The following is a 22370-nucleotide window of genomic DNA, read 5'->3' on the forward strand; positions in this document are numbered from 1 at the left end:
CGCGCTCGCGTCGGTGCGACTGCCGGTGCACTGTTCGCGCACTGCCCGGGTCGGGCCGGTTCATACCGGCTCGCCCCGCCGCAAGACACGCAACCGTTTTGGCATGCTGCGTCGTCAGTCTACCGCCAAGCGCGATGCCGCGCGTGTCGTGTCGGCTCGGGTGTTAACCCGCTTGCGGCGACGCGCTTTCTGCGCGTCGGTCTCGTTTCAAAAGCCGGTCAGCACGAGCTTGCCGATCGCGCGCCCTTCCTCGAGCAGCCGATGCGCGCGGCGCAGATTCTCCGCGTTGATGCGGCCGAGATTCTCGCCGAGCGTCGTGCGCAACGTTCCGGCATCGACGAGGCGCGCGACCTCGGTCAGCAGCTTGTGCTGCTCGATCATGTCGGGCGTGCCGAACATCGAGCGCGTGAACATGAACTCCCAGTGAAACGCCGCGCTCTTCGCCTTCAGCAATTCGACCGGCACCGCGGCGCTGTTCTCGACGATCGTGCAGATGCTGCCTTGCGGCTTGATCACTTGCGCGGCAGCCGGAAAGTTGCGGTCGGTGTCGTTGAAGATCAGCACGTAGTCGACCTGCTCGATGCCGATCTCCTTCATCTGCGCGGGCAGATCGCCGAAATGATTGACGACATGGTCCGCGCCGAGCTCCTGCGCCCATTGCGCCGATTCGGGCCGCGATGCGGTCGCGATCACCTTCAGCTTGCCGAGCTGCTTCGCGAGCTGGATGCCGATCGAGCCGACCCCGCCCGCGCCGCCGAAAATCAGCACGGTGCGACCTGCGTCGGCGCCTTGCGGCGACACGCCGAGGCGGTCGAACAACGCCTCCCACGCGGTGATCGCGGTCAACGGCAGCGCGGCCGCGTGCGTGAAATCGAACGACGCCGGCTTGTGTCCGACGATCCGTTCGTCGACCAGATGAAACTCGCTATTGGCGCCCGGCCGCGTAATGCTGCCCGCATAGAACACCGGATCGCCGACCTTGAACAGCGTGACCTCGGGCCCGACCGCGACGACGGTACCGGCCGCGTCCCAGCCGAGCACGCGCGGCGTCTTCTCGACGGTGTCTTTCGGCGCGCGCACCTTGGTGTCGACCGGGTTCACGGAAATGGCTTCCACCTTGACCAGCAGATCGCGCCCGCTCGCTTCGGGTTTCGGAATCTCGACGTCGACGAGCGCTTCGGCGTGATCGATCGGCAGATAACGGTAGAGTCCGACGGCTTTCATGGCTGTTCCTTGTTCGTTCGGTTGATGTGCTCACATAGTAGGATGATTTTTATTCTGCTAAAACAGTCATAATCACTGAAACATTTTTTTGGTTTTTCAGAAAATCTTTCAGAATAATGAACTGTACAAACCCGGCCGACCGGTCCCTCTCCAGCGAGCGCGAACGGCTCGATCTGCTCGACGTCGCGCTTTTCGTGCGCGCTGCGCTGCTCGCCAACGTATCGGCGGCCGGGCGCGAGTTCGGTGTGTCGGCGGCGGTCGCGAGCGCGCGGATCGCGCAACTCGAAAAGCTGCTCGGCGCACGGCTGTTGCATCGGACCACGCGCCGCATCAGCCTCACCCAGGACGGTGAAGTATTCATGACGCGCGCCGAGGCACTGCTCGATGCGGCGGCCGCCGCGCGCGCGTCGGTCGGGCGCGCGCAGGCCGAGCCGCAGGGGCGGCTGCGCGTGTCGATGCCGTCGTCGTTCGGGCGGCAGCATGTGTCGCCGGTGATCTGCGAATTTCTGCGCCGCTATCCGGGCGTCAGCGTCGATCTACGCCTGACCGATCAAGTGGTCGATCTGGTCGACGCGGGAATCGATGTCGCGATTCGCGTTGGGGTCCTGAAGGATTCGTCACTGGTCGCGCGGCGCCTTGCGGTCAACCGCCGCGTGCTGTGCGCGTCACCGGCCTATCTCGCGGCGCGCGGCACGCCGCACCATCCGTCCGATCTCGCGCGACACGAGTGCATCGTTCTGTCGGAGCAGCGCGACTGGCGCTTCGTGACGCCGGCCGGCCCGCTCAATGTGCGCGTGAGCGGCCGCCTCGTCACCGACAACGGCGAGGTGATCCGCGACGCGCTGCTCGCGGGTTTCGGCATCGCGCTGAAATCGACGTGGGACGTCGGGCCTTATTTGCGCAGCGGCGCGCTCGTCAGCGTGCTCGACAGCTATCCGCTCGACGACGCCGTCGCACTCTGGGCCGTGTACCCGAGCCGCGCGTTCGTGCCGCCGAAGACGCTCGCCTTCATCGACTTCGTCGCCGCCCATATCGGCGATCCGCCGTATTGGGACCGGGAGCCGGTGGGACTGGCGGGCGCGTAGGCGCCTCGCCTGTCAGCGGGTGTCAGCGCTTGCCGCGCTTCGTACCGCTCTTCGTACCGCCCTGCTTGCGATCCGAGTTCACGTCGGTATGCGAGTCGTTCTGCGTGCGTTGCTGATACTCGTCGCCGCCGCGGCGGTCGGTATCCTGCAGTCCATGCGAGACATCCTCATGGGCCTGCTTGCCGACGTGGCGCGGTTGGTCCTCGTGCTGCGACTCCGGATCCTGGTCGGTTTCATGCGGCAGCGGCACACCGGCTTCCTGCATCGAACGCGGATGTTTCGCGTGCGGGTCGGCTTGCGGCTTCGCTTGCTGGTCGCCATCTGTCGTTTGCGGCGAGGTCTTCATGTCATTGCTCCTTCGCGAATCGCGTTCGCGCTGAGTGCGGACGATCGCTGATCACGCGTCGGTCAGCCGTTTTTTCATCGCCGCGGTGATGCGCTGACGGGTCTTCGGATAGTCCGCCCACGGGTCGCTCCTGAGCGTGTCCACGCGCTCACGCACGTTGCGGATGGTCCATTGATCGCCGCTCGACGTGCTGTCGAGTTCGTCCCACGCTAGCGGCACCGAGACGCCGAGACCCGGCCGCGCGCGCGCCGAGAATGCGGCCACGGTGCTCGAGCCGCGGTTGTTGCGCAGATAGTCGATGAAGATCTTCTTCTTGCGATTCTGTGCGCCCATCTTCGCGCTGAAGTACTGCGGCAGCGTGGTCGCCATATGCTGCGCGAGCGCCTGCGAGAAATCCTTCACGTCGTCCCAGCCGGCCTGCTTCGCGAGCGGCACGACCACGTGCAAGCCCTTGCCGCCGCTCGTCTTGCAGAACGACTTCAGGCCCAGTTCGTCGAGCAGCGAGCGCGTCAGTTGCGCGGCCTCGATCATGCGCTCCCAACCGAGCGACGCGTCGGGGTCGAGATCGAACACCACGCGATCGGGCTTTTCGATATTCGACGCGACCGCATTCCACGTATGAAATTCGACGGTGCCCATCTGCGCGGCGCCGACCAGCGCGGCGAGCGTGTCGATCGTGATCAGCGGCGGATGGCCCGGATCGAGTCCCTCGTGCTGCGTGACATGCGGAATCGACAGCTTCTGGCTGTGCTTCTGGAAGAACAGTTCGCCGCCGATATCCTCCGGCGCGCGCACGAGTGCGACGGGCCGCTCGCGCAGATGAGGCAGCATCCATTCGGCCATCGATGCGTAGTACTGCACCAGGTCGAGCTTGCTGGCACCGCTCGTCTTGTCGATCACGCGATCGGGATGCGAGATGCGCACGCCGGCGATTTCGCTCTGCGTGCGCGAACGGGTTGCCGTGGTTCGGGCGGGCGCGTTTTTCTTGGCAGCGGACGTGGCGGTCTTTTTGGCCGCGCGCTTTTTCGGTGCGCTTTTTTGCGGCGTATCGTCGGAGGCGGTTTCGGTTTGCTGTTGCACGTCGGCTCCTTGTCGGGTGGTTTCCCTGACGATCTGGCGCGCCGGCTTGTCGTCACGCAAGCTGACGAACGACGCCTGGCGCACGATGCCGTCGCTCGTCCATTCGGCGAAGTTGCATTCGGCGACGAGCGCCGGCTCGACCCAATGCACGGGGGTGCGGCTGCGCTCGCGGGGTGCGCTCGCGAACGGCATACGCTTGCTCGCGTGCGCGTCGAGCGCCTGTTTGACCGAGCGCAGCAGCGCGGCATCGAAGCCGGTGCCGACGCGCCCCGCGTATTGCAAGCGGCCGTCGCCGTCGTAGACGCCGAGCAGCAGCGCGCCGAACGCCGCGCGGCTGCCGCTCGGCTCCGAATACCCGCCGATCACGAACTCCTGGCGGCGCCGGCACTTCAGCTTGATCCACGACGACGCGCGGCCCGACACATAGCGGCTGTCACGCCGCTTGCCGATGATGCCTTCGAGCGCCATATCGCATGCGCTCTTCAGGAGCGCCTCGGCGCTGAACGCGAAGTCGTTTGAAAAGCGCAGCACGCGATCGTCGACGCCTTCGAGCAGCGCGCGCAGGATCGCGCGACGCTGCTCGAGCGGTACGCCGCGCAGATCGTAGCCGTTCAGAAACGGTAGATCGAACAGATAGATGACGATGTCTTGCGGGCGATGCGCGTCGAACGCGTTTTGCAGCAACTGGAAGCTCGGCACGTCGCGTTCGTCGAGCACGACCGCTTCGCCGTCGAGCCACGCGCTTTGCAGGTCCAGCTCCGCGAAGGCCTCGATCTGCTTGCTGAACTTTGCGCTCCAGTCGTTGCCGTTGCGCGTGAAAATGCCGACCGCACCGCCCTTTGCCTTCGATGCATGGTCGATACGCGCTAGCACGCGGTAGCCGTCGAACTTGATTTCGTAGAGCCAATCGTCGCCCGGCGGCGCGCTATCGACGAGCGTGGCCAGTTGCGGCTTCAAACTGGCGGGCAACCTGGCTTTGACGGCACCTTCTATCGATGGTGACGCGGCAAGCTCGCGAAGCGACTGCGCGCTGCGCGTCGCGACGATGTCGGGGCGTTTGGGGTCGGCGGCGCGCCGCGAGGAGGCGGATTTCGCCGGCTTGCTTACGGCTTTGCCGTCGCGCGATATTTTTGCCGTCGAGTCCGCTGTCGATTGCTTCGTTCGCCTACCTCGCGATGTCCCATCCGCCAGCACGCTGCCTGGCTGCTTCTTCAGCACGTCGTATTCGCTTTCGTCGCGCGCCGCCTCGTCGCGCTCCTTGATCAGCAGCCATTGCTCCTTGTCGCCGCTGCCACGCATATGACTGCGCACCAGCGTCCAGCCGCCGTGCAGCTTCTCGCCGTGCAACTGAAACTTGAGCTTGCCGGCCGCGTAGGCGCGCGCGGCTTCGGCCGCGCCGCCCGCTGGCTCCCACGTGCCGCGATCCCACACGATCACCGTACCCGCGCCGTAATTGCCGGGCGGAATCTCGCCCTCGAACGTACCGTATTCGACCGGATGATCCTCGACGCGCACGGCGAGCCGTTTGACCGACGGGTCGAGGCTCGGCCCTTTCGGCACCGCCCACGACAGCAGCGCGCCGTTCAGTTCGAGCCGGAAGTCGTAGTGCAGACGCCGCGCGTCGTGCTCCTGGATCACGTAGGACAACGTCTGGGGCACGACACGCGTTGCGCTTCTGCGGGTCTTGCTCGCCGCGCGTTTGCGCGTCGTCGCGGCGGCCGGCTCGGGCGTGTCCTCGAAGCGGCGCTTGCGGTGATAGAGGTCGAGTCGGTCGTTCATGGCGATGACTTCGATGCGTTCGATGCGTTCGATACGATAAGCCGGTCGGCCGCGCGCTCAGGCCGCCGCGCGTCGTTTGCGGGCCGCAGCCGTGGTCTTCGAGGCGGCGCGGGCGCTGCTCCCCCCACTGCCACTACGGCTACGCGGCGTGCTCGCTGCGCGTGGCTTTTTGCGCGCGGGCGCGGCCGCCTCTTCATCGGCCCCGGCATCGCTGTCGGTCTGCTCGTCGTCCTCGTCGGCGGCGCGCTTGCGGCCCGCGGCCGCCGGCTTGCCCTTGCCGCGGCCGAGGCTGCGTCTGAGCATATCGGAGAGGTCGAGAATGTCGGCGGATTTGCGCGACTCGTGCGGCGTTTCGACTTCGGTGACCTCCTCGGTCTTGCCCGCGCGAATCTTGCGCTCAACGAGCGCCATGATGTCGTCGCGAAACGTATCGTGATACTGCGTCGGGTCCCACGTCTCGCTCATGTCGTCGATCAGCTTTTTCGCCATGTCGAGTTCCTTCGCCGACACGCCGGCGGCCTTCATGCCTTCGGGCGGCAGCTTGAACTGGTCGAGTCCGCGCACCTCGTTGGCCCAGCGCAGCGTCTTCAACGCCAGCACGGGACCGAGCGGAATCAGCGCCGCCAGATGCTGCTTGTTGTGCAGAACGACGCTCGCGACGCCGATCTTGCCCGACGCCGTCATCGCCTCGCGCAGCAGCGCATAGACTTTCTCGCCCTTGCGGTCGGGCGTCAGGAAATACGGCGTGTCGAGATAGAGGAACGAGATGTCGGGGGCGTCGACGAACGCGAGGATGTCGACCGTCTGCGTCGACTCGGGATTCGCCGCGCGGATTTCTTCGTCCGACAGCACCACGTAACGGTCCTTCTCGTACTCGAAGCCGCGCACGATGTTCTCGCGGGTCACGTCCTTGCCGGTGCGCTTGTTGATCTGCTTGTAGCCGATCGGGTCGATCGTGCGCCTGTCGAGCAGATTGAAGCCGACCTTCTCCGACTGCGTCGCCGGATAAAGCTGCACCGGGACGTGGACCAGCCCGAAGCTGATTGCGCCCTTCCAGATCATGTGTGCCATCGCGCGCTCCCGTGTCCCATGGGCGTGAGATATCAAGCGAAGCAGCAAGCGTGCCACGGATTTCCGGGCATTTTGTGGCGCTGCCACGTGCGCGGCGCGGCCCGGCCTGTACAGCGCCGTACTGTCATGGGGCTGTAAGTCTTGCGATGCGGCGGCAAAACCTACGGCTTTTTCCCGCTGCGCGGTGCAGTCAGCGCGCAGCTCGCATCAAGGCTCGAGCAGGACCGGCACCGCCGCGAAGCCGCGAAACCGCACGCGCCCGCCGCGCGTCGGCTCGCCATCGAGGCGATAGGCCGGGAAGCGCTGCACGAAGCGCCCGATCGCAATGCGCGCCTCCAGCCGCGCCAGCGACAAGCCCGCGCACTGGTGAATCCCGAACCCGAACGCGAGATGCCGGTTCGGGTCGCGGCGGATGTTGAAGCGGTCCGGCTCCGCGAACTGCTCGGGGTCGCGATTGGCCGCGCCGATACACAGCGTGACCGGCGTGCCGCGCGCGACCGCGACGCCGCCGATGTCGGTATCGACGGTGGCCATCCGGTTGCCGAGCTGATTCGAACTTTCGAAGCGCAAACACTCTTCGACCGCGGTGCCGATCAGCTCCGGCTCGCGTCGCAGGGCGGCGCGCTCGTCGGGCCATTGGGTCAGCGTGACGAGCCCGTTGCCGATCAGGTTCGTGGTCGTCTCATGCCCGGCGTTGAGGATGAAAATGCAGTTCTGCAGCAGTTCCGCTTCCGACAACTGCTCGTTCGGCCCCTCGCCCTGAATCAGGCGCGTCAGCACGTCGTGCTGCGGATCGCCCGGTTCGCGGCGACGGCGCGCGACGAGGCCGCGCAGATAGTCGACGAATTCGCTGACCGCGCGATTGCCGCGCTCGAGCTGCGCGTCGGTCAGCGACGGCTCGAGCGCGCCGAGTATCGCGAGCGACCAGTCGCGCAGCGGCGCGCGTTCGTCGTGCGGCACATCGAGCAGATTGCCGATGACCTCGACCGGAATCGCCGAGGCGAACTCGCCGATCAGATCGATACGCCCGCGTTGCGCGGCCGCCTCGAGCAGGCTGTCGACGAGCCGGATCAGCGCGGGCTCCATCGCCGCGATCGCGCGCGCGGTCAGCGCGCCGGCGATCAGCTTGCGCACGCGCGTGTGGCGCGGTGGATCGTTGAACACGAGGCTCGTCGTGTGATGCGCGTAGAGCGGCGAGTCGCCGTACTTCGGCCGGAACTCGACGGTCTTGTCGGAACTGAAGGTCTTCGGGTCGCGATAGACGGCCTGCACGTCGCGAAAGCGCGTCAGAAAAAGCGAGCCGTCGGGCATGCGCCTGATGGGCTCATGGGTGCGCAGTGCGTGATAGACCGGATAGGGATCGGCGTAGAACGCCGGGCTCAGCTGACGCAGATCGAAGTCGCGGGCAAGGGAGGATGTGTCGCTGGCGGTCGCCGGGGGCATACGTTGTCTCCGTGGGGCGTCTTGTTGCGCCTCGTTGGGGGTGGCCGGGTTGCGGCGCACGGAACCGATACAATAGCGGGATTTTCCGCGCGCCACGCGCCTCTTTCTTTCCGCGTCACTGGTCGTCCATGAACCTCGTCATTCAAAGCGCCGCCCCCCTTTCCGCCGACCACCACAAAACGCTCGTCGCGCTCGCGCGCGGCTCGCAAGCCGCGGTCATCGACGCGAACGCCATTCGCATCGCCGACGCGAACGTCGCGCAACGCGCCGACGTCGAAGCGTATTGCTACACGCATCAGCTCGATTACGCGTTTGTCGAAACCGGCCGCCAGTTGCGCGACTTTGGACTCGTCGCGATGGACATGGACTCGACGCTGATCACGATCGAATGCATCGACGAAATCGCCGATTTCTGCGGGCTCAAAACCGAAGTCGCAGCGATTACCGAAGCTGCGATGCGCGGCGAGATCAAGGACTTCAACGAAAGCCTCACGCGTCGCGTCGCGTTGCTCAAGGGCCTCGACGCCAGCGCACTCGAGCGCGTGTACGAAGAGCGGCTGCAGTTGTCGCCGGGCGCCGAACGGATGCTCGCCGGCGCGAAACAGGCGGGCCTGAAGACGTTGCTCGTGTCGGGAGGCTTCACGTTCTTCACCGAAAAGCTGAAGGCGCGCCTCGGCCTCGATTTCACGCGTGCGAACACGCTCGAAATCGTCGACGGCAAGCTGACCGGCAAGGTGGTCGGCGAGATCGTCAATGCGGACGTGAAAGCGCGCACGCTGCGCGAAACCTGCACGACGCTCGGCATCGAGCCCTCGCGCGCGATCGCGATGGGCGACGGCTCGAACGACCTGAAGATGATGGCCGAAGCCAGCCTCTCCGTTGCGTTCCGCGCGAAACCGGTGGTGCGCGAAGCAGCCAGCGTGTCGTTCAATTTCGTTGGGCTGGACGGCTTGCTGCGATTGTTTTGAGGCTGGAGGCTTGAGGGATTCGTTATCGCGCCGGTAGCACGACCGCCGCGATAGCGAACCGCGTGAAGTGAGGCGTTATCTGTTGAAAATGCCGGGCAGGAACAGGGCGAACATGCAGATGCCGATCACAATATGGGCGATCAACACGCCCTTCATGATGCGGTCGTAATTTTTGCCTATTTCCAAAGACAGGATAAATTGTTTCATAAGCTCCTCCGCGAGACAGACCAAGTATAAGAGCTGCACGATCCCAAAAAGAGCTAATTCAGGTGGATGTGCAAAGCCGCGGATAGAGTCGCTGCAAGGCAAATCGAAATAATCGACATGGCGACCACCCCACGCGAAAACGTGCCGACCACACGCCCGGTCTGCCTGTCACCGATAGCGGCGCCCGAGCCGTCCTGCCGCACTCTGAGCAAGCCCGCCGTCACGGCGATGGAACAGGCGAACGCCAGCCCGCAAAACCCGACAATCCCAAGCGCAAGCAGTGACGTCTCCCGACTGCCCTGCTCCAACGCCGTCACCGCCTCATAAATCGCGGCAGCACACAGTCCAATCGCACACCAGAACAATTGCCCGTCCTTCACCGACGCCGCAATCATCGTCCTGGCAACGCGCCATCCAAACGCGGGCGCGACGAGCGCAAGCGTAAAGACCGGTCCGGCAATTGGCACCGCAAGATTCAGCAACATCCAGAAGAAAAGATTCATCGAGGCTACCCGGCAGCGCTGGCAACGTGAGTCTGATTGCACCTCATCGTAGCGTCGCGACACGCCATCGAACACTCAGCCAAACGGTCAGGTCTGCCTGGTACTCCGGGCCACAAAAAAGCCCGCCGGAAACACATCCCGGCGGGCTTCTCGACCAGCGTATCGATCCAGGCTAACGCGCGTTAAGCCAGCGCCGCCAGACTCCGTTCGATATCCGCGCGCAGATCCGCCTCGTCCTCGAGACCGATATAGAAGCGCACCAGCGTGCCGCGATGCGGCCACTGCGCCGCGGTGCGCATCGACGCGATGTCGTACGGCATCGCGAGGCTATGCGCGCCACCCCAACTCCAGCCCAGCGAAAACAGTTCGAGCGATTCGCAGAACGTGTCGATCTGCGCCGCGCTGTAACGCTCGTCGAACACGACCGAGAACAGGCCTCCCGCGCCGGTGAAATCGCGCTTGTACACTTCGTGCCCCGGACAGTCGGCGAGCGCCGGATGCAGCACCGCGACGATTTCCGGCCGGGTCTTCAACCACATCGCGAGCGACAGCGCCGCGCGGTCGTGCTGCGCGAAACGCAGCTGCATGCTCGGCAGGCTGCGCAGGATCAGCGAGCAATCGTCCGACGACACGCCGATACCCATGCGCATGCGCGCGGCCTTCAGCTTCACGTGTACTTCACGGTCGACCGTGATGGTCGCGCCCATCAGCACGTCGCCGCCGCCCGACTGGTATTTGGTCAGCGCCTGCACCGAGATGTCGATGCCGTGGTCGAACGGCCGGAACGCGAGGCCCGCGGACCACGTGTTGTCGATCGCGGTGAAGACCTTGCGCGCGCGCGCCGCCGCGGTGATGGCTGGCACGTCGGGCACCTCCATCGTCACCGAGCCGGGCGCCTCGATCCAGATCAGGCGCGTGTTCGGTTGGATCAAATCGGCGATGCCCGCGCCGATCAGCGGATCGTAGTAGCGCGCCGTGATGCCGAAATCGCGCGCGAGCCAGTCGCCGTGATCGCGGTTGGGCGAATAGACGTTATCGGGGATCAGCACGTCGTCGCCGGCCTTCACGAGGCCGAAGTAGACGTTCGAGATCGACGACAGCCCCGACGGCTGCAACAACGCATGCTTGCCACCCTCGATCGCGGCGAGACGCTGCGCGAGCGCGATCTGCGTAGGTGTGGCATGCAGGCCGTAGCGCCATTGCGCGTCGTTCTTCCAGTCGAGCGCGCGCATCGCGGCGAGATCGGGGAACACCACCGTCGAGGCGCGCGTGACCGGCGTCGAGAAAGATTCGAAGCCCGGCGTGATCTGGTCCTCGGCCCGCACGATGCGGGTCTGCAGACCGTGTTTGAATTTGGATTCAGTCATGTGATGCTCGATGAAAAGCACAGGGAAGCGGGACTGACACATCGGCCGCGCAGCGCGATGGCGGATGCGCGGTGCTCATACGCATCAGTCGCCGGTTTGCAGGTTGCTGACGCCGCCCACCGGGTGTCCACCGGCGGCGGGCGCCGGCGCGGGCGCCGCGGCAGCTGGCTGCGGTGCTGGGGCCGCGCCCTTGGCCGCGCCAGCGCCGGCCGAGCCGGCCGCCGGCACCGCCTGCCCCGCCGCCAGCGGCTTCAGGTTGAACTCCTGCGGGTTGGAATCGTCGACGTTCATCCGGTCGCCTTCGAGCGAGCCATCCGCCGCGAACTTGCCGACCCAGTTGCCAGTGATATGCGTGCCGTCGTTCGATTCCTCGACTTCGAGCGTATCGCCGTCGCGATCGCCGGCGATCAGGATCACCTCGCCGGTATCGCTGTACTGATACTCGCCGTGCACGCCGGAGGGATCGTCGGTCTTCGCCCCAAGCCGCAGCACGATCGGCCGCGCGCCGAGCGTGCCGACGTAGCGCGGAAACTTCGCGAACTCGGGGCTCGGCTTCAGCGGCAACTGGATCGGCGGCGGCGCCGCCAGCTCCTTGACCGCGGCGCTTTCCGCCCACGCCTGCGACGGCATCCACAGCGCCGTGCCCGCGCACAGCAGCGCGGCGGCGCTCGCCACCACGCCGGCGCGCTGGCGCCACGCGCGCGTTGCCGAACCCTTCGTCACTTTCGCTTCCTGCATCTGTCCATCCCTGTTACTGGTTCCTGCTTGCGACCCGAACCGCGCCGCCCTGCCGTGCGCTGTCAGAGGCGCTCGAAAACCGCCGCGATGCCCTGGCCGCCGCCGATGCACATCGTAACCAGCGCATAACGCCCGCCGATGCGTTGCAGTTCATACAGCGCCTTCACCGTGATCAGCGCGCCGGTCGCGCCGATCGGATGGCCCAGCGAAATGCCCGAGCCATTCGGATTGACCTTGGCCGGATCGAAGCCGAGCTCCTTGCTGACCGCGCAGGCCTGCGCGGCAAATGCCTCGTTGGCTTCGATCACGTCGAGATCGGCGACCGTCAGACCCGCGCGCTCGAGCGCCTTGCGGCTCGCCGGCACCGGTCCGATACCCATGTACGCCGGATCGACGCCGGCATGCGCGTACGACACGAGCCGCGCCAACGGCTTCACGCCGCGTCGCTCGGCAACGCCGCGCTCCATCAGCACGACGGCCGCGGCCGCATCGTTGATGCCGGACGCGTTGCCCGCCGTCACCGTGCCGTTGTCCTTCACGAACACGGGCTTCAGCTTCGCGAAGTCTTCCGCCGTAGCGTTCATGCGCGCGTGCTCGTCGGTGTCGAACACGACGTCGCCTTTCTTCGAGGCAAGCGTGATCGGCAGAATCTGTTCCTTGAAGTAGCCACTCGTGATCGCGTGGGCCGCGCGGCGATGCGACTCAAGTGCGAGCGCGTCCTGCGCGTCGCGCGAGATTTCGTACTTGCGCGCGACGTTCTCGGCGGTCACGCCCATGTGAATCGACTGGAACGGATCGTTGAGCGCGCCGACCATCATGTCGACGAGACGCGCATCGCCCATGCGCTGACCGAAACGCGCGGCCGGCATCGAATAAGGCGCGCGGCTCATGTTTTCCGCACCGCCGCCGATCGCGATATCGGCGTCGCCGAGCAGCACGCTTTGCGCGGCCGACACGATTGCCTGCAAGCCCGAGCCGCACAAACGGTTCACGGTCAGCGCGGGCGCGTGCTGGGCGACCCCGCCGTTGATCGCGGCGACGCGCGCGAGATACATGTCCTTCGGCTCAGTGTGCACGACGTTGCCGAACACGACGTGCCCGACTTCGTCGCCCGAGACGCTCGCGCGTTCGAGCACCTCGCGCACGACGCGCGCGCCGAGATCGGTCGGCGCGAAATCCTTCAGGCTACCGCCGAACGTGCCGATTGCCGTACGCACACCGCTTACCACTACGACGTCCCGTTGCATCGCTTACTCCTCCTGTTGTCTCTCCAGTCTGGCTGGATGATGATGCCGACGCGGGCCATGCTGCGCCGCGCGCGGCTTGAATAATAACTATCCCGCCAGCACCCGCTCGACTGTCTCGCGCGACGGAATCGGGGCGACCGCGCCATAGCCTTGCGTCGACAGCGCGGCGGCGACGTTCGCGTAACGCGCGGCGGCAAACGGATCGTCGCCCGCGACGATGCGCGCGATGAAGGCGCCGCCGAAGCAGTCGCCGGCGCCGGTCGCATCGACCGCATCGACGACGTGGCCCGGCACGACGCGGCGCTCATGCGGCGTCGCGATATACGAGCCGTCCTTGCCGAGCTTCAGCGCGACGACGCTCGGCCCATGCGACAGCAGATAATCGACGATCTCGTCGCGGCCCGTCAGCCCCGTCAGTTCGGTGACGTCATCCCAGCTCGGCAGGCAGATATCGGTCTGGCGGATCGCCTCGAGCATCACCGCGCGCGCCCGCGCGAGCGGCCACAGCTTCAGACGCAGATTGGTGTCGAAGCTCACGCGCACGCCGTTGGCGCGCGCATGCGCGATCGCTTCGAGCGCGGCGTCGCAGGCGCTCACGCTGATCGCGAGACTGATGCCGGACAGATGGATGACCTTCGCCGCCGCGAGCGCGTCGCGCGGCAGATCGGCCGGCGCATAGCGGCTCGCCGCCGAGCCCGCGCGCAGATAGTCGAACGCGTGGCCGTTGGGGCCGTGAGAGACGAAATAGACGCCGGTCGGCGCTTGCGGATCGACGCGCACAAATGACGTGTCGACCTGCTCGCGTTCCCACAGATCGACGAGCAGGCGTCCGAAATGATCGGCACCGACCGCGGACACGAAGCCGGTCTTCGCACCCTGGCGCGCGGCCGCGATGCAGAAGTTCGACGTGTCGCCGCCGAAGCCTTGCAGATAGTTCGGCTGATCTTTCGCCGACTGGTTGAATTCGATCATCGCCTCGCCGAGTGCGAGGATCTCGGGCGTTTGCGCCTCAGGCCGTGCGGCCGCGTTCAGCGTCATGGCTTAGACCTCGCCCCACAGATCGTGGCCGTCCGCGCCGGTAATCTTCACGGACACGAAGTCGCCGACCTTGTAGCGCTTCGACGCCTTGGTGGACGGCGCAATATAGACGACGCCATCGATCTCCGGCGCATCCGCCGCGGTGCGGCCGATGCCGCCGTCCGCATTGATTTCGTCGACCAGCACCTTCAGCGTCTTGCCGACCTTCTTCGCGATGCGTTTCGCCGACACCTGCTCGGCCACTTCCATGAAGCGCGCGCGACGTTCCTCGCGCACTTCGTCGGGCAGCGCGCCGTCGAGCTCGTTCGCGCTCGCGCCTTCGACCGGCGAATACGCAAAGCAACCGACGCGATCGAGCTCCGCCTCGCGGATGAAATCGAGCAGTGTTTCGAACTGCTCTTCGGTCTCGCCCGGGAAGCCGGCGATGAACGTGCTGCGGATCGTCAGATCCGGACAGATCTCGCGCCACGCCTTCACGCGCTCCATCACCTTCTCGGCGTTGGCCGGACGCTTCATGCGCTTCAACACTTCCGGATGCGCGTGCTGGAACGGCACGTCGAGATACGGCAGCACGTGGCCCTTGTACGGACCTTCGGCCATCATCGGAATCACTTCGTCGACGCTCGGATACGGATACACGTAATGCAGACGCACCCACGCGCCGTATTGCGCGGCGAGTTCGCCGAGCGCGGCGACCAGATCCGTCATCCGGGTCTTGATCGGCTTGCCGTTCCAGAAGCCGGTGCGGTATTTGACGTCGACGCCGTACGCGCTGGTGTCCTGCGAAATCACCAGCAGTTCCTTCACGCCGGACTTGAACAGGTTCTCCGCTTCGAGCATCACTTCGGCGACCGGGCGCGACACGAGATCGCCGCGCATCGACGGGATGATGCAGAACGTGCAGCGGTGATTGCAGCCCTCGGAAATCTTCAGGTACGCGTAGTGGCGCGGCGTGAGTTTCACGCCCGCGGCGGGCACCAGATCGACGAACGGATCGTGCGGCTTCGGCAGATGATTGTGCACTGCCTGCATCACCTCGCCGACCGCGTGCGGGCCGGTCACGGCGAGCACCTTCGGATGCACTTCCTCGATCAGCCCCGTGCCGCTCGCGCTCTTCTTCGCGCCGAGGCAGCCGGTGACGATCACCTTGCCGTTTTCGCTGAGCGCTTCGCCGATCGCGTCGAGGCTTTCCTGGACGGCTTCGTCGATGAAACCGCAGGTGTTGACGACGACGAGGTCCGCGCCGTCATAGGTGCCGGAGATCTCGTAGCCTTCGGCGCGCAGCTGGGTGATGATCTGCTCGGAATCGACGAGGGCCTTGGGGCAGCCAAGGGAAACGAAGCCGACTTTCGGCGTGACGCCCGGCACGGCCGGAGCGTTCGAGGGGGTGGAAGACATGGGGAACCGCTTGAAGACGTTAAACCCTGAATTGTAGCGGTTCGCCACCGCCACCGCTCGTAAGTCTTTGAATTCTAGTCTTCAAACGGCGATTGGTTCGGCCGGTTCGGGCTGCTTCAGCGCGTCATTGCCATCGCCGGAAGCGTGCTGACGGGTCGGCGCCGACGCGCCCGCGGCCGCCAGCGCCTGGCCGATTACCGTAAGAATTTCGTCAGAGTCCTGCACACGACGGATCGCCGCATGCAATTCGGCCGCTTGCGGCCAGGTCCGTTGCAGGTAGCTGAGCCACTTCTTGACGCGGCCATGCTCGTGGGTCAGCGTGCCGTGGGAGCGCAGCTTGTGCATGTAGTCGACGATCGAACGCAGCACCTGCTGCCATTCGTCGGCCGACGGACATGGGTCCGTCAACCCGCGGATGCGCTGCGCGAGGAACGGATCCGACACGGCGCCGCGCCCGATCATCACGTCCGCGCAGCCGCTGACCGCGCGGCAACGCTCCCAGTCCGCCACGGTCCAGACCTCGCCATTCGCGATGACCGGCACCCCGACGGCGTCGTCGATGCGCGCGATCCACTCCCAGTGGGCAGGCGGCCGATAGCGGTCGTCCCGCGTGCGCGCATGCACGACGAGCGAGGCCGCTCCGCCGTCCGCGAGCGCCTGCGCGCATTCGATCGCGCGCGACGTGTCGGACACGCCGAGGCGCATTTTTGCCGTGACCGCAATATTGGCCGGCACCGCAGCGCGCACGGCCGACACGATCCGGTTCAGCAGCGGCGGGTTCGCGAGCAGCATCGCGCCGCCGCCATGCTGATTGACGACTTTGGCGGGACAGCCGAAGTTCAGGTCGATCCCATAGGGCGACAGCGTGGCCGCATAGGCGGCATTGCGCGCCATCCATTCGGGATCGCTGCCGAGCAACTGGATCACCATCGGCGTGCCGCTGGCGGTCACGCTCGCGTGCAGGATTTCTGGTGCCTCGCGCTCATAGACGCGCGTCGGCAGCAGCGAGCCTGTGATGCGGATGAACTCGGACACGCAGCCGTCGAAAGCGCCCGCGCTCGTCAGCACGTCGCGCAGCACATAGTCCGCGAGCCCTTCCATCGGGGCGAGAAACAACCGGCTCATAAGGGTGTGGGAAACAACGGGTCAGCGCAGATGGATTCGTGCGGCCTTCGAAACCAAAGGCATGGACACGGTCAGGGGGACGATCTGAAACATAGGGGGAGTCCAGCGGAAGGGAAACGGTGGCGGTGCGGTGGCGGCGCAAGCGCGGCCGCCATTGTAGCGCGTCGACGGCTACACACCTCGGCGAGCCGCGCCGGTACATCGACAACGAGGCTGGGATGCAAACGGATGCAAACGGATGCAAACGGATGCGAACGGATGCAAGCGGATGCAAACGCTACGTCGGCGACGCGCTGCTGGCGCCGCCCGTGCCCAGGTCGTGGCATGCGCAGTGGTCGTGAAGGTCGGCGTCGCGTCCGCTGGCTGCCCCGAAAGCCCGCGTCGACCCGAGCAGACCTCGCCGCCGCTCACGCCCTCACTTCTTCTCCGCCTCGGGATTGTCCTGGGGCGTCGCCGGCGCATTGCTCGCGTTGCTCGCATTGACCGGGGCGCCCGGTGTAAACGGGAACGTGGCGAACATCGTCTTCGCCTGGTTCTGCATCTGCTCCTGCATCTGCACGAACATGTTCTTCGATTGCTCGATATAGCTGGTCATCATGCCCTGCATCATCGGCGCCTGCATGTTCATGAACTGCGACCAGACTTCGGGATTCATCGCCTTGCCTTCATAGAGATTCTTCGACTGGTCGGCGAGCTTCGCCTGAATGTCGATGAAGGCCTGGATATTCTTTTCCAGATACGTGCCCATCATGCCTTGCATCGCATGACCGTAGAACCGGATGATCTGCGAGAGCATCGACGACGAGAACATCGGCAGGCCGCCGCTCTCCTCCTCGAGAATGATCTGCAGCAGGATCGAACGCGTCAGGTCCTCGTTGCTCTTGGCATCGATCACCTTGAAGTCTTCCTGATCGAGCACGAGTTGCTTTACATCGGTGAGCGTGATGTAGGTGCTCGTCTCGGTGTCGTAGAGCCGACGATTCGGATATTTCTTGATCAGTCGTTCGGCCGTTTTCTTTGTAGTAGTAGTCATGTAACGCCTTTAAGCTCGAGTTTAGCAAACGCGGAAACGGCGTCCGGGCTGTGCAATCGGACCCATTGCGCAACCGGGACGCCGGTGAAACCATCTGAGCCGAAGCGCACCGCCTTCCGGGTCGGCGCGCCGGTGGCTCAGCCCATATGCAAGCCGCCGTTCAGCGAAAAATCGGCGCCGGTCGCGAAACCCGATTCTTCCGATGCGAGCCACGCGACGATCGAGCCGATTTCGTCCGGCTGACCAAGGCGGCGCACCGGAATCGTCGCGACGATTTTTTCCAGCACGTCCGGGCGGATCGCCTTGACCATGTCGGTGCCGATATAGCCCGGCGAGACAGTGTTGACCGTCACGCCCTTGGTCGCCACTTCCTGCGCGAGCGACATCGAAAAGCCGTGAATGCCGGCCTTCGCGGTCGAGTAGTTGGTCTGGCCGAACTGGCCCTTCTGGCCATTCACCGACGAAATGTTGATCACGCGGCCAAAGCCACGCTCGACCATGCCGTCGATCACCTGCTTGGTGACGTTGAACAGGCTGGTCAGGTTGGTGTCGATCACCGCCGTCCAGTCTTCGTGCGTCATCTTGCGGAATACGACATCGCGCGTGATGCCGGCATTGTTGACCAGCACGTCGATCTCACCGACTTCGGCCTTGACCTTGTCGAACGCGGCCTTGGTCGATTCCCAGTCGCCGACGTTGCCCTCGGAGGCGACGAAATCGTAGCCGAGCGCCTTCTGTTCTTCCAGCCACTTCACACGGCGCGGCGAATTCGGGCCGCAGCCCGCGACCACCTTGAAGCCCTCTTTGTGCAGACGCTGGCAGATGCTGGTGCCGATGCCGCCCATGCCGCCCGTTACGTACGCAATTCGCTGTGTCATAAACCACACTCCGTTATCGTTGTCGAGGCGCCTGCTGGCCGCCCCTTGCCTCGCCTGATGCTGGTTCCCGTTGCCGCCGGGTGACCGACAGGCAACGCGCACGGCCGGCGTGAGTCACCTGTAACAGCGCGCCGCAGCGCCGATTGGCGTGCGGCGCGGCCAGATGCCTCCTACCGGCACAAGACTGCGCGCAATCGGTCGCGAATGCGCGCAGCGTACCCAGCGTACTTTAAATGCGCTCGAGCGCGAGCGCGACACCCATGCCGCCGCCGATACACAGCGACGCCAGACCCTTCTTCGCATCGCGCTTCTGCATTTCGTGCAGCAGCGTGACGAGAATCCGGCAGCCGGACGCGCCGATCGGGTGGCCGATCGCAATCGCGCCGCCGTTGACGTTGATCTTCGACGTATCCCAGCCCATCTGCTTGTGCACGGCGAGCGCCTGCGCGGCAAACGCTTCGTTGATTTCCATCAGGTCGAGGTCGGCCGGCGTCCAACCCGCGCGCTCGAGACAGCGGCGCGAAGCCGGCACCGGGCCCATGCCCATCACCTTCGGATCGACGCCGGCGTTCGCGTACGCCTTGATGCGTGCGAGCGGCGTGAGGCCGAGCGCTTCCGCCTTCTTCAGCGACATCACGAGCACCGCGGCCGCGCCGTCGTTCAGACCCGATGCGTTCGCCGCCGTGACCGTGCCTTCCTTCGAGAACGCCGGCTTCAGGCCCGCCAGCGCTTCGGCCGTCACACCGTGGCGCACGAATTCGTCGGTGGCGAAGCGCAGCGGTTCGCCCTTGCGCTGCGGGATCTCGACCGGCACGATTTCGTCGTTGAAACGCCCTGCCTTCTGCGCGGCTTCCGCCTTGTTCTGCGACAGCGCCGCGAACGCGTCCTGCTGCTCGCGCGTGATGCCGTATTCCTTCGCGACGTTCTCAGCCGTCACGCCCATGTGGTACTGGTTGTAGACGTCCCACAGGCCGTCGACGATCATCGAGTCGATCAGCTTCGCGTCGCCCATGCGGAAACCGTCGCGCGAACCCGGCAGCACGTGCGGCGCGGCGCTCATGTTTTCCTGCCCGCCTGCCACGACGATGTCCGCGTCACCAGCGATGATCGCGTTGGCCGCGAGCATCACGGCCTTCAGACCGGAACCGCAGACCTTGTTGATCGTCATGCCCGGCACGGCCGACGGCAAGCCCGCCTTGATCAGCGCCTGACGCGCGGGGTTCTGACCGGAGCCCGCCGTCAGCACCTGACCCAGAATCACCTCGCTCACCTGCTCCGGCTTCACGCCTGCCCGTTCGAGCACGGCGCGCACCGCCACCGCACCGAGTTCAGGCGCGGCAATCTTGGCCAGCGACCCACCAAACTTGCCCACTGCAGTACGAGCGGCCGATACGATCACAACATCAGTCATTTCCATATCCTCCGGGCATCCCGGCCAACTGCGCCGCAGCCCGTTACGTTAAAAATTGCGTTGCAACTTGCGTTGCCCACACGCCTTCATCAACCAGACGCTCATTCACCAGCCAAACATCAATGCTCTTGCCGACCGCGCACGCCAGCCAACCTCGACAGCAACGTCGAACGCGCGCGACCAGCCTGTACGTTAAACCTATTCGCGCTGCCGCACGTAGCGGCCCGGCGCCGGCTCGATGACCGGGAATTCGTCGGAGCCCAGCGTGGCGCGCGGCTTCACTTTCTTGCCACCGTACTGATCGAGCCACTCGGTCCATTCGGGCCACCAGCTGCCCGGCACTTCGGTCGACGCGCCGAACCATTCGTCCGCGCTTTCGGGCAGCGTCTTCGCGTCGGTCTCGAGCTTCCAGAAGCTGCGCTTTTTCTTCGCGGGCGGATTGATCACACCGGCGATATGACCCGATGCGCCGAGCACGAACTTCAGCGGCCCGCTGAGCAGCGGCACCGACGCATACGCGGTTTGCCACGGCACGATATGGTCTTCGCGCGAACCATAAATGAAAGTCGGCACGTCGATCTTCGACAGATCGACCGGCTCGCCGCAGGTGGTCAGCGCACCCGGCTCGCGCAGCTTGTTCTCCAGATACGTATTGCGCAGATACCAGACGTACATCGGACCCGGCACGCTGGTCGAATCGCTGTTCCAGTACAGCAGGTCGAACGGCACCGGCGTGCGGCCCTTCAGGTAGTTGTCGACGACGTAGTTCCACACGAGATCGTTCGGGCGCAGGAACGAGAACGTGTTCGCGAACTCGATACCGCGCATCAGCCCCGGCGGCGTACCGTTCTTGCCGCCGATGGTCTGCTCGCGCATCTGCACATGCGCCTCGTCGACGAACACGTCGAGCACGCCGGTGTCGCAGAAGTCGAGCATCGCGGTGAGCAGCGTCATCGAAGCGGCCGGATGTTCGCCGCGCGCCGCGGCCACTGCGAGCGCGGTGGCGAGGATCGTGCCGCCGATACAGAAGCCGAGCGTATTGATCTGCTCGCGGCCGCTGATCTTGCGCACGGTGTCGATCGCGGCGAGCACGCCGTCGCCGATGTAGTCGTCCCACGTCTTGTGCGCGATCGACTGATCCGCGTTGCGCCAGGAAATCAGGAACACTTGATGGCCCGAGTCGAGCCCGTGCGCGACGAGCGAGTTTTCCGGCTGCAGGTCGAGAATGTAGTACTTGTTGATGCACGGCGGCACGATCAGAAGCGGCCGCTCGCGCACGGTCGGCGTGCGCGGCTTGTACTGGATCAGCTGCAGCAGATCGTTCTCGAACACGACCGAGCCTTCGGTGTTCGCGAGGTTCTCGCCGACCGCGAAACGCGATTCGTCGGTCTGGGAAATCTTGCCGCGCTGCATGTCGCCGAGCAGGTTCATCACGCCCTGGCGCAGGCTCTCGCCCTTGCTGTCGAGCAGCGTTTTCTGGGCTTCGGGATTCAGTGCGAAGAAGTTGCTCGGGGAGGCCGCCGCGGTCCACTGCTGAATCGCGAAGCGAATGCGCTCGCGAGTTTTCGGCGCGGTGTCGAGCGCGTCGACCATCTGCTGCAGATACCGCGCGTTCAGCAGATACCATGCGGCCGTGAACGCATAGGCCGGCGCCGCGCTCCAGGCGTCCGCGCTAAAGCGCCGGTCCTTGAGCTCGGGCGCCTTGATGGCCGACGTGGTGGCCTGCTGGATCAGATCCATCGCCTCGCGCGAATAGTCGGTCTGCAGCTTCTGCAAACGCTCGGGCGGAATCGCGGCGGTGGGAATGTTCAGCCCGGACAACGACGGCAGCGACGGTAGCGCGCCAGCGGCCAGCTTGCTGAAGTCGGGCATGCCGGGGAACGACGGCATTTGCGGGAAGCCCGCCGCCATCTGCGCGAGGTCCGGCATCTGCGGTATTGAGGGCACCTGGAACGCTGCGCCGTCGGGCGGCACACCGAACGAACGCCATGCGTTCATCCAGGCGTCGAGAAATTGCTGCATGCCTGCGGCCGACGTTGCGCCGCTGGTACCGGCCTGCTGCGTTTGCTCCTTCGAGGAGTCCGTGCTGGGGGAAGCTGAGGAATGAGATGCTGCCATGCCTGCTTTTGACCGGTAAGTCCTTGCGGACGGGTTGAGAGGCAGGATCGTGCGCACGTAGCGGTTGCTTGCGACTTCGTCACGCCCTGTCCCATGTACGAGAGGAGCTTGGGAGGAACATTCTTGCTCCCCATCACAAGGCATGTCAATGCTTGTTCCCGATTTTGCCGCAGTGCGATAGTTTTTTAATTATCGTTTTCCCTGTATCGCAATTCGTGCTTTTACGAGTCAAATGATTCGTACTGCAAGCAAATCAAAAACTCCCATCATGCATGGGATTTAAGCATATTTATTGGTTGGGCCGCCCACAG

General features: G+C 65.1%; 19 protein-coding genes. 2 read left to right on the top strand and 17 right to left on the bottom strand.

Features of this window, described 5'->3' with window-relative positions:
• Nucleotides 1–207 precede the first annotated feature (207 nt).
• Nucleotides 208–1224 carry a zinc-binding alcohol dehydrogenase family protein gene (locus tag CI15_RS16050; RefSeq protein ID WP_062129303.1) on the bottom strand — a complete coding sequence of 339 codons (1017 nt, stop codon included), beginning with the start codon at nucleotides 1222–1224 and terminating at the stop codon, nucleotides 208–210.
• Nucleotides 1225–1340: 116 nt separating this feature from the next.
• Here CI15_RS16050 and CI15_RS16055 point away from each other — a divergent pair, with 116 nt between their 5' ends.
• Nucleotides 1341–2309, top strand: a complete 969-nt coding sequence (locus CI15_RS16055) for a LysR family transcriptional regulator (protein ID WP_062129304.1) — start codon at nucleotides 1341–1343, stop codon at nucleotides 2307–2309.
• 22 nt (nucleotides 2310–2331) lie between these two features.
• Here CI15_RS16055 and CI15_RS16060 read toward each other — a convergent pair whose 3' ends face one another.
• From CI15_RS16060 to CI15_RS16075, 4 genes are all read right to left on the bottom strand, one after another.
• Nucleotides 2332–2655 (bottom strand): hypothetical protein, encoded by a 324-nt coding sequence (locus CI15_RS16060; protein ID WP_062129305.1) that lies wholly within the window; start codon nucleotides 2653–2655, stop codon nucleotides 2332–2334.
• Nucleotides 2656–2706: 51 nt separating this feature from the next.
• Nucleotides 2707–5514, bottom strand: coding sequence for a DNA ligase D (gene ligD, locus CI15_RS16065; protein ID WP_062129306.1), 2808 nt, complete (start codon nucleotides 5512–5514; stop codon nucleotides 2707–2709).
• A gap of 57 nt (nucleotides 5515–5571) precedes the next feature.
• Complete coding sequence (gene ku, locus CI15_RS16070; protein WP_062129307.1) at nucleotides 5572–6585, bottom strand: non-homologous end joining protein Ku; 1014 nt, start codon at nucleotides 6583–6585, stop codon at nucleotides 5572–5574.
• 207 nt (nucleotides 6586–6792) lie between these two features.
• A complete protein-coding gene (locus CI15_RS16075) occupies nucleotides 6793–8028 on the bottom strand; it encodes a cytochrome P450 (RefSeq protein ID WP_062129308.1) in 1236 nt (411 codons plus the stop codon).
• A 128-nt stretch (nucleotides 8029–8156) separates the two neighbouring features.
• On the opposite strand from CI15_RS16075, the gene serB reads away from it, so the two are divergent.
• Complete coding sequence (gene serB, locus CI15_RS16080) at nucleotides 8157–8996, top strand: phosphoserine phosphatase SerB (protein WP_062129309.1); 840 nt, start codon at nucleotides 8157–8159, stop codon at nucleotides 8994–8996.
• 75 nt (nucleotides 8997–9071) lie between these two features.
• Here serB and CI15_RS38045 read toward each other — a convergent pair whose 3' ends face one another.
• The 12 genes from CI15_RS38045 to phaC form a co-directional block, all read right to left on the bottom strand.
• Entirely contained in the window at nucleotides 9072–9203 is a 132-nt protein-coding gene (locus CI15_RS38045; protein ID WP_277621036.1) for a hypothetical protein, read from the bottom strand.
• Between the two features lie 53 nt (nucleotides 9204–9256).
• Nucleotides 9257–9706 carry a hypothetical protein gene (locus CI15_RS37705; RefSeq protein WP_062129310.1) on the bottom strand — a complete coding sequence of 150 codons (450 nt, stop codon included), beginning with the start codon at nucleotides 9704–9706 and terminating at the stop codon, nucleotides 9257–9259.
• Nucleotides 9707–9888: 182 nt separating this feature from the next.
• Nucleotides 9889–11073, bottom strand: coding sequence for a cystathionine beta-lyase (locus tag CI15_RS16090; protein ID WP_062129311.1), 1185 nt, complete (start codon nucleotides 11071–11073; stop codon nucleotides 9889–9891).
• A gap of 84 nt (nucleotides 11074–11157) precedes the next feature.
• Nucleotides 11158–11811 carry a hypothetical protein gene (locus tag CI15_RS16095; RefSeq protein ID WP_062129312.1) on the bottom strand — a complete coding sequence of 218 codons (654 nt, stop codon included), beginning with the start codon at nucleotides 11809–11811 and terminating at the stop codon, nucleotides 11158–11160.
• Nucleotides 11812–11873: 62 nt separating this feature from the next.
• Nucleotides 11874–13058, bottom strand: coding sequence for a beta-ketothiolase BktB (gene bktB, locus CI15_RS16100; RefSeq protein ID WP_062129313.1), 1185 nt, complete (start codon nucleotides 13056–13058; stop codon nucleotides 11874–11876).
• Nucleotides 13059–13145: 87 nt separating this feature from the next.
• Nucleotides 13146–14096: a sugar kinase gene (locus CI15_RS16105; RefSeq protein ID WP_062129314.1), complete on the bottom strand. Its 951-nt coding sequence runs from the start codon at nucleotides 14094–14096 to the stop codon at nucleotides 13146–13148.
• Between the two features lie 3 nt (nucleotides 14097–14099).
• Nucleotides 14100–15494, bottom strand: coding sequence for a 30S ribosomal protein S12 methylthiotransferase RimO (rimO, locus tag CI15_RS16110; protein ID WP_062129315.1), 1395 nt, complete (start codon nucleotides 15492–15494; stop codon nucleotides 14100–14102).
• 81 nt (nucleotides 15495–15575) lie between these two features.
• Entirely contained in the window at nucleotides 15576–16619 is a 1044-nt protein-coding gene (locus tag CI15_RS16115) for a tRNA dihydrouridine synthase (RefSeq protein ID WP_062129316.1), read from the bottom strand.
• A gap of 415 nt (nucleotides 16620–17034) precedes the next feature.
• A complete protein-coding gene (gene phaR / locus CI15_RS16120; RefSeq protein WP_062129317.1) occupies nucleotides 17035–17652 on the bottom strand; it encodes a polyhydroxyalkanoate synthesis repressor PhaR in 618 nt (205 codons plus the stop codon).
• A 137-nt stretch (nucleotides 17653–17789) separates the two neighbouring features.
• Entirely contained in the window at nucleotides 17790–18530 is a 741-nt protein-coding gene (locus CI15_RS16125; protein ID WP_062129318.1) for a 3-ketoacyl-ACP reductase, read from the bottom strand.
• Nucleotides 18531–18759: 229 nt separating this feature from the next.
• On the bottom strand, nucleotides 18760–19941 hold the full coding sequence (locus tag CI15_RS16130; protein ID WP_062129377.1) for an acetyl-CoA C-acetyltransferase: 1182 nt from the start codon (nucleotides 19939–19941) through the stop codon (nucleotides 18760–18762).
• 198 nt (nucleotides 19942–20139) lie between these two features.
• Nucleotides 20140–21963 carry a class I poly(R)-hydroxyalkanoic acid synthase gene (phaC, locus tag CI15_RS16135; protein ID WP_062129319.1) on the bottom strand — a complete coding sequence of 608 codons (1824 nt, stop codon included), beginning with the start codon at nucleotides 21961–21963 and terminating at the stop codon, nucleotides 20140–20142.
• Nucleotides 21964–22370 lie beyond the last annotated feature (407 nt).

It is taken from the genome of Paraburkholderia monticola, from assembly GCF_001580545.1.
In the GTDB taxonomy this organism is placed as follows: domain Bacteria; phylum Pseudomonadota; class Gammaproteobacteria; order Burkholderiales; family Burkholderiaceae; genus Paraburkholderia; species Paraburkholderia monticola.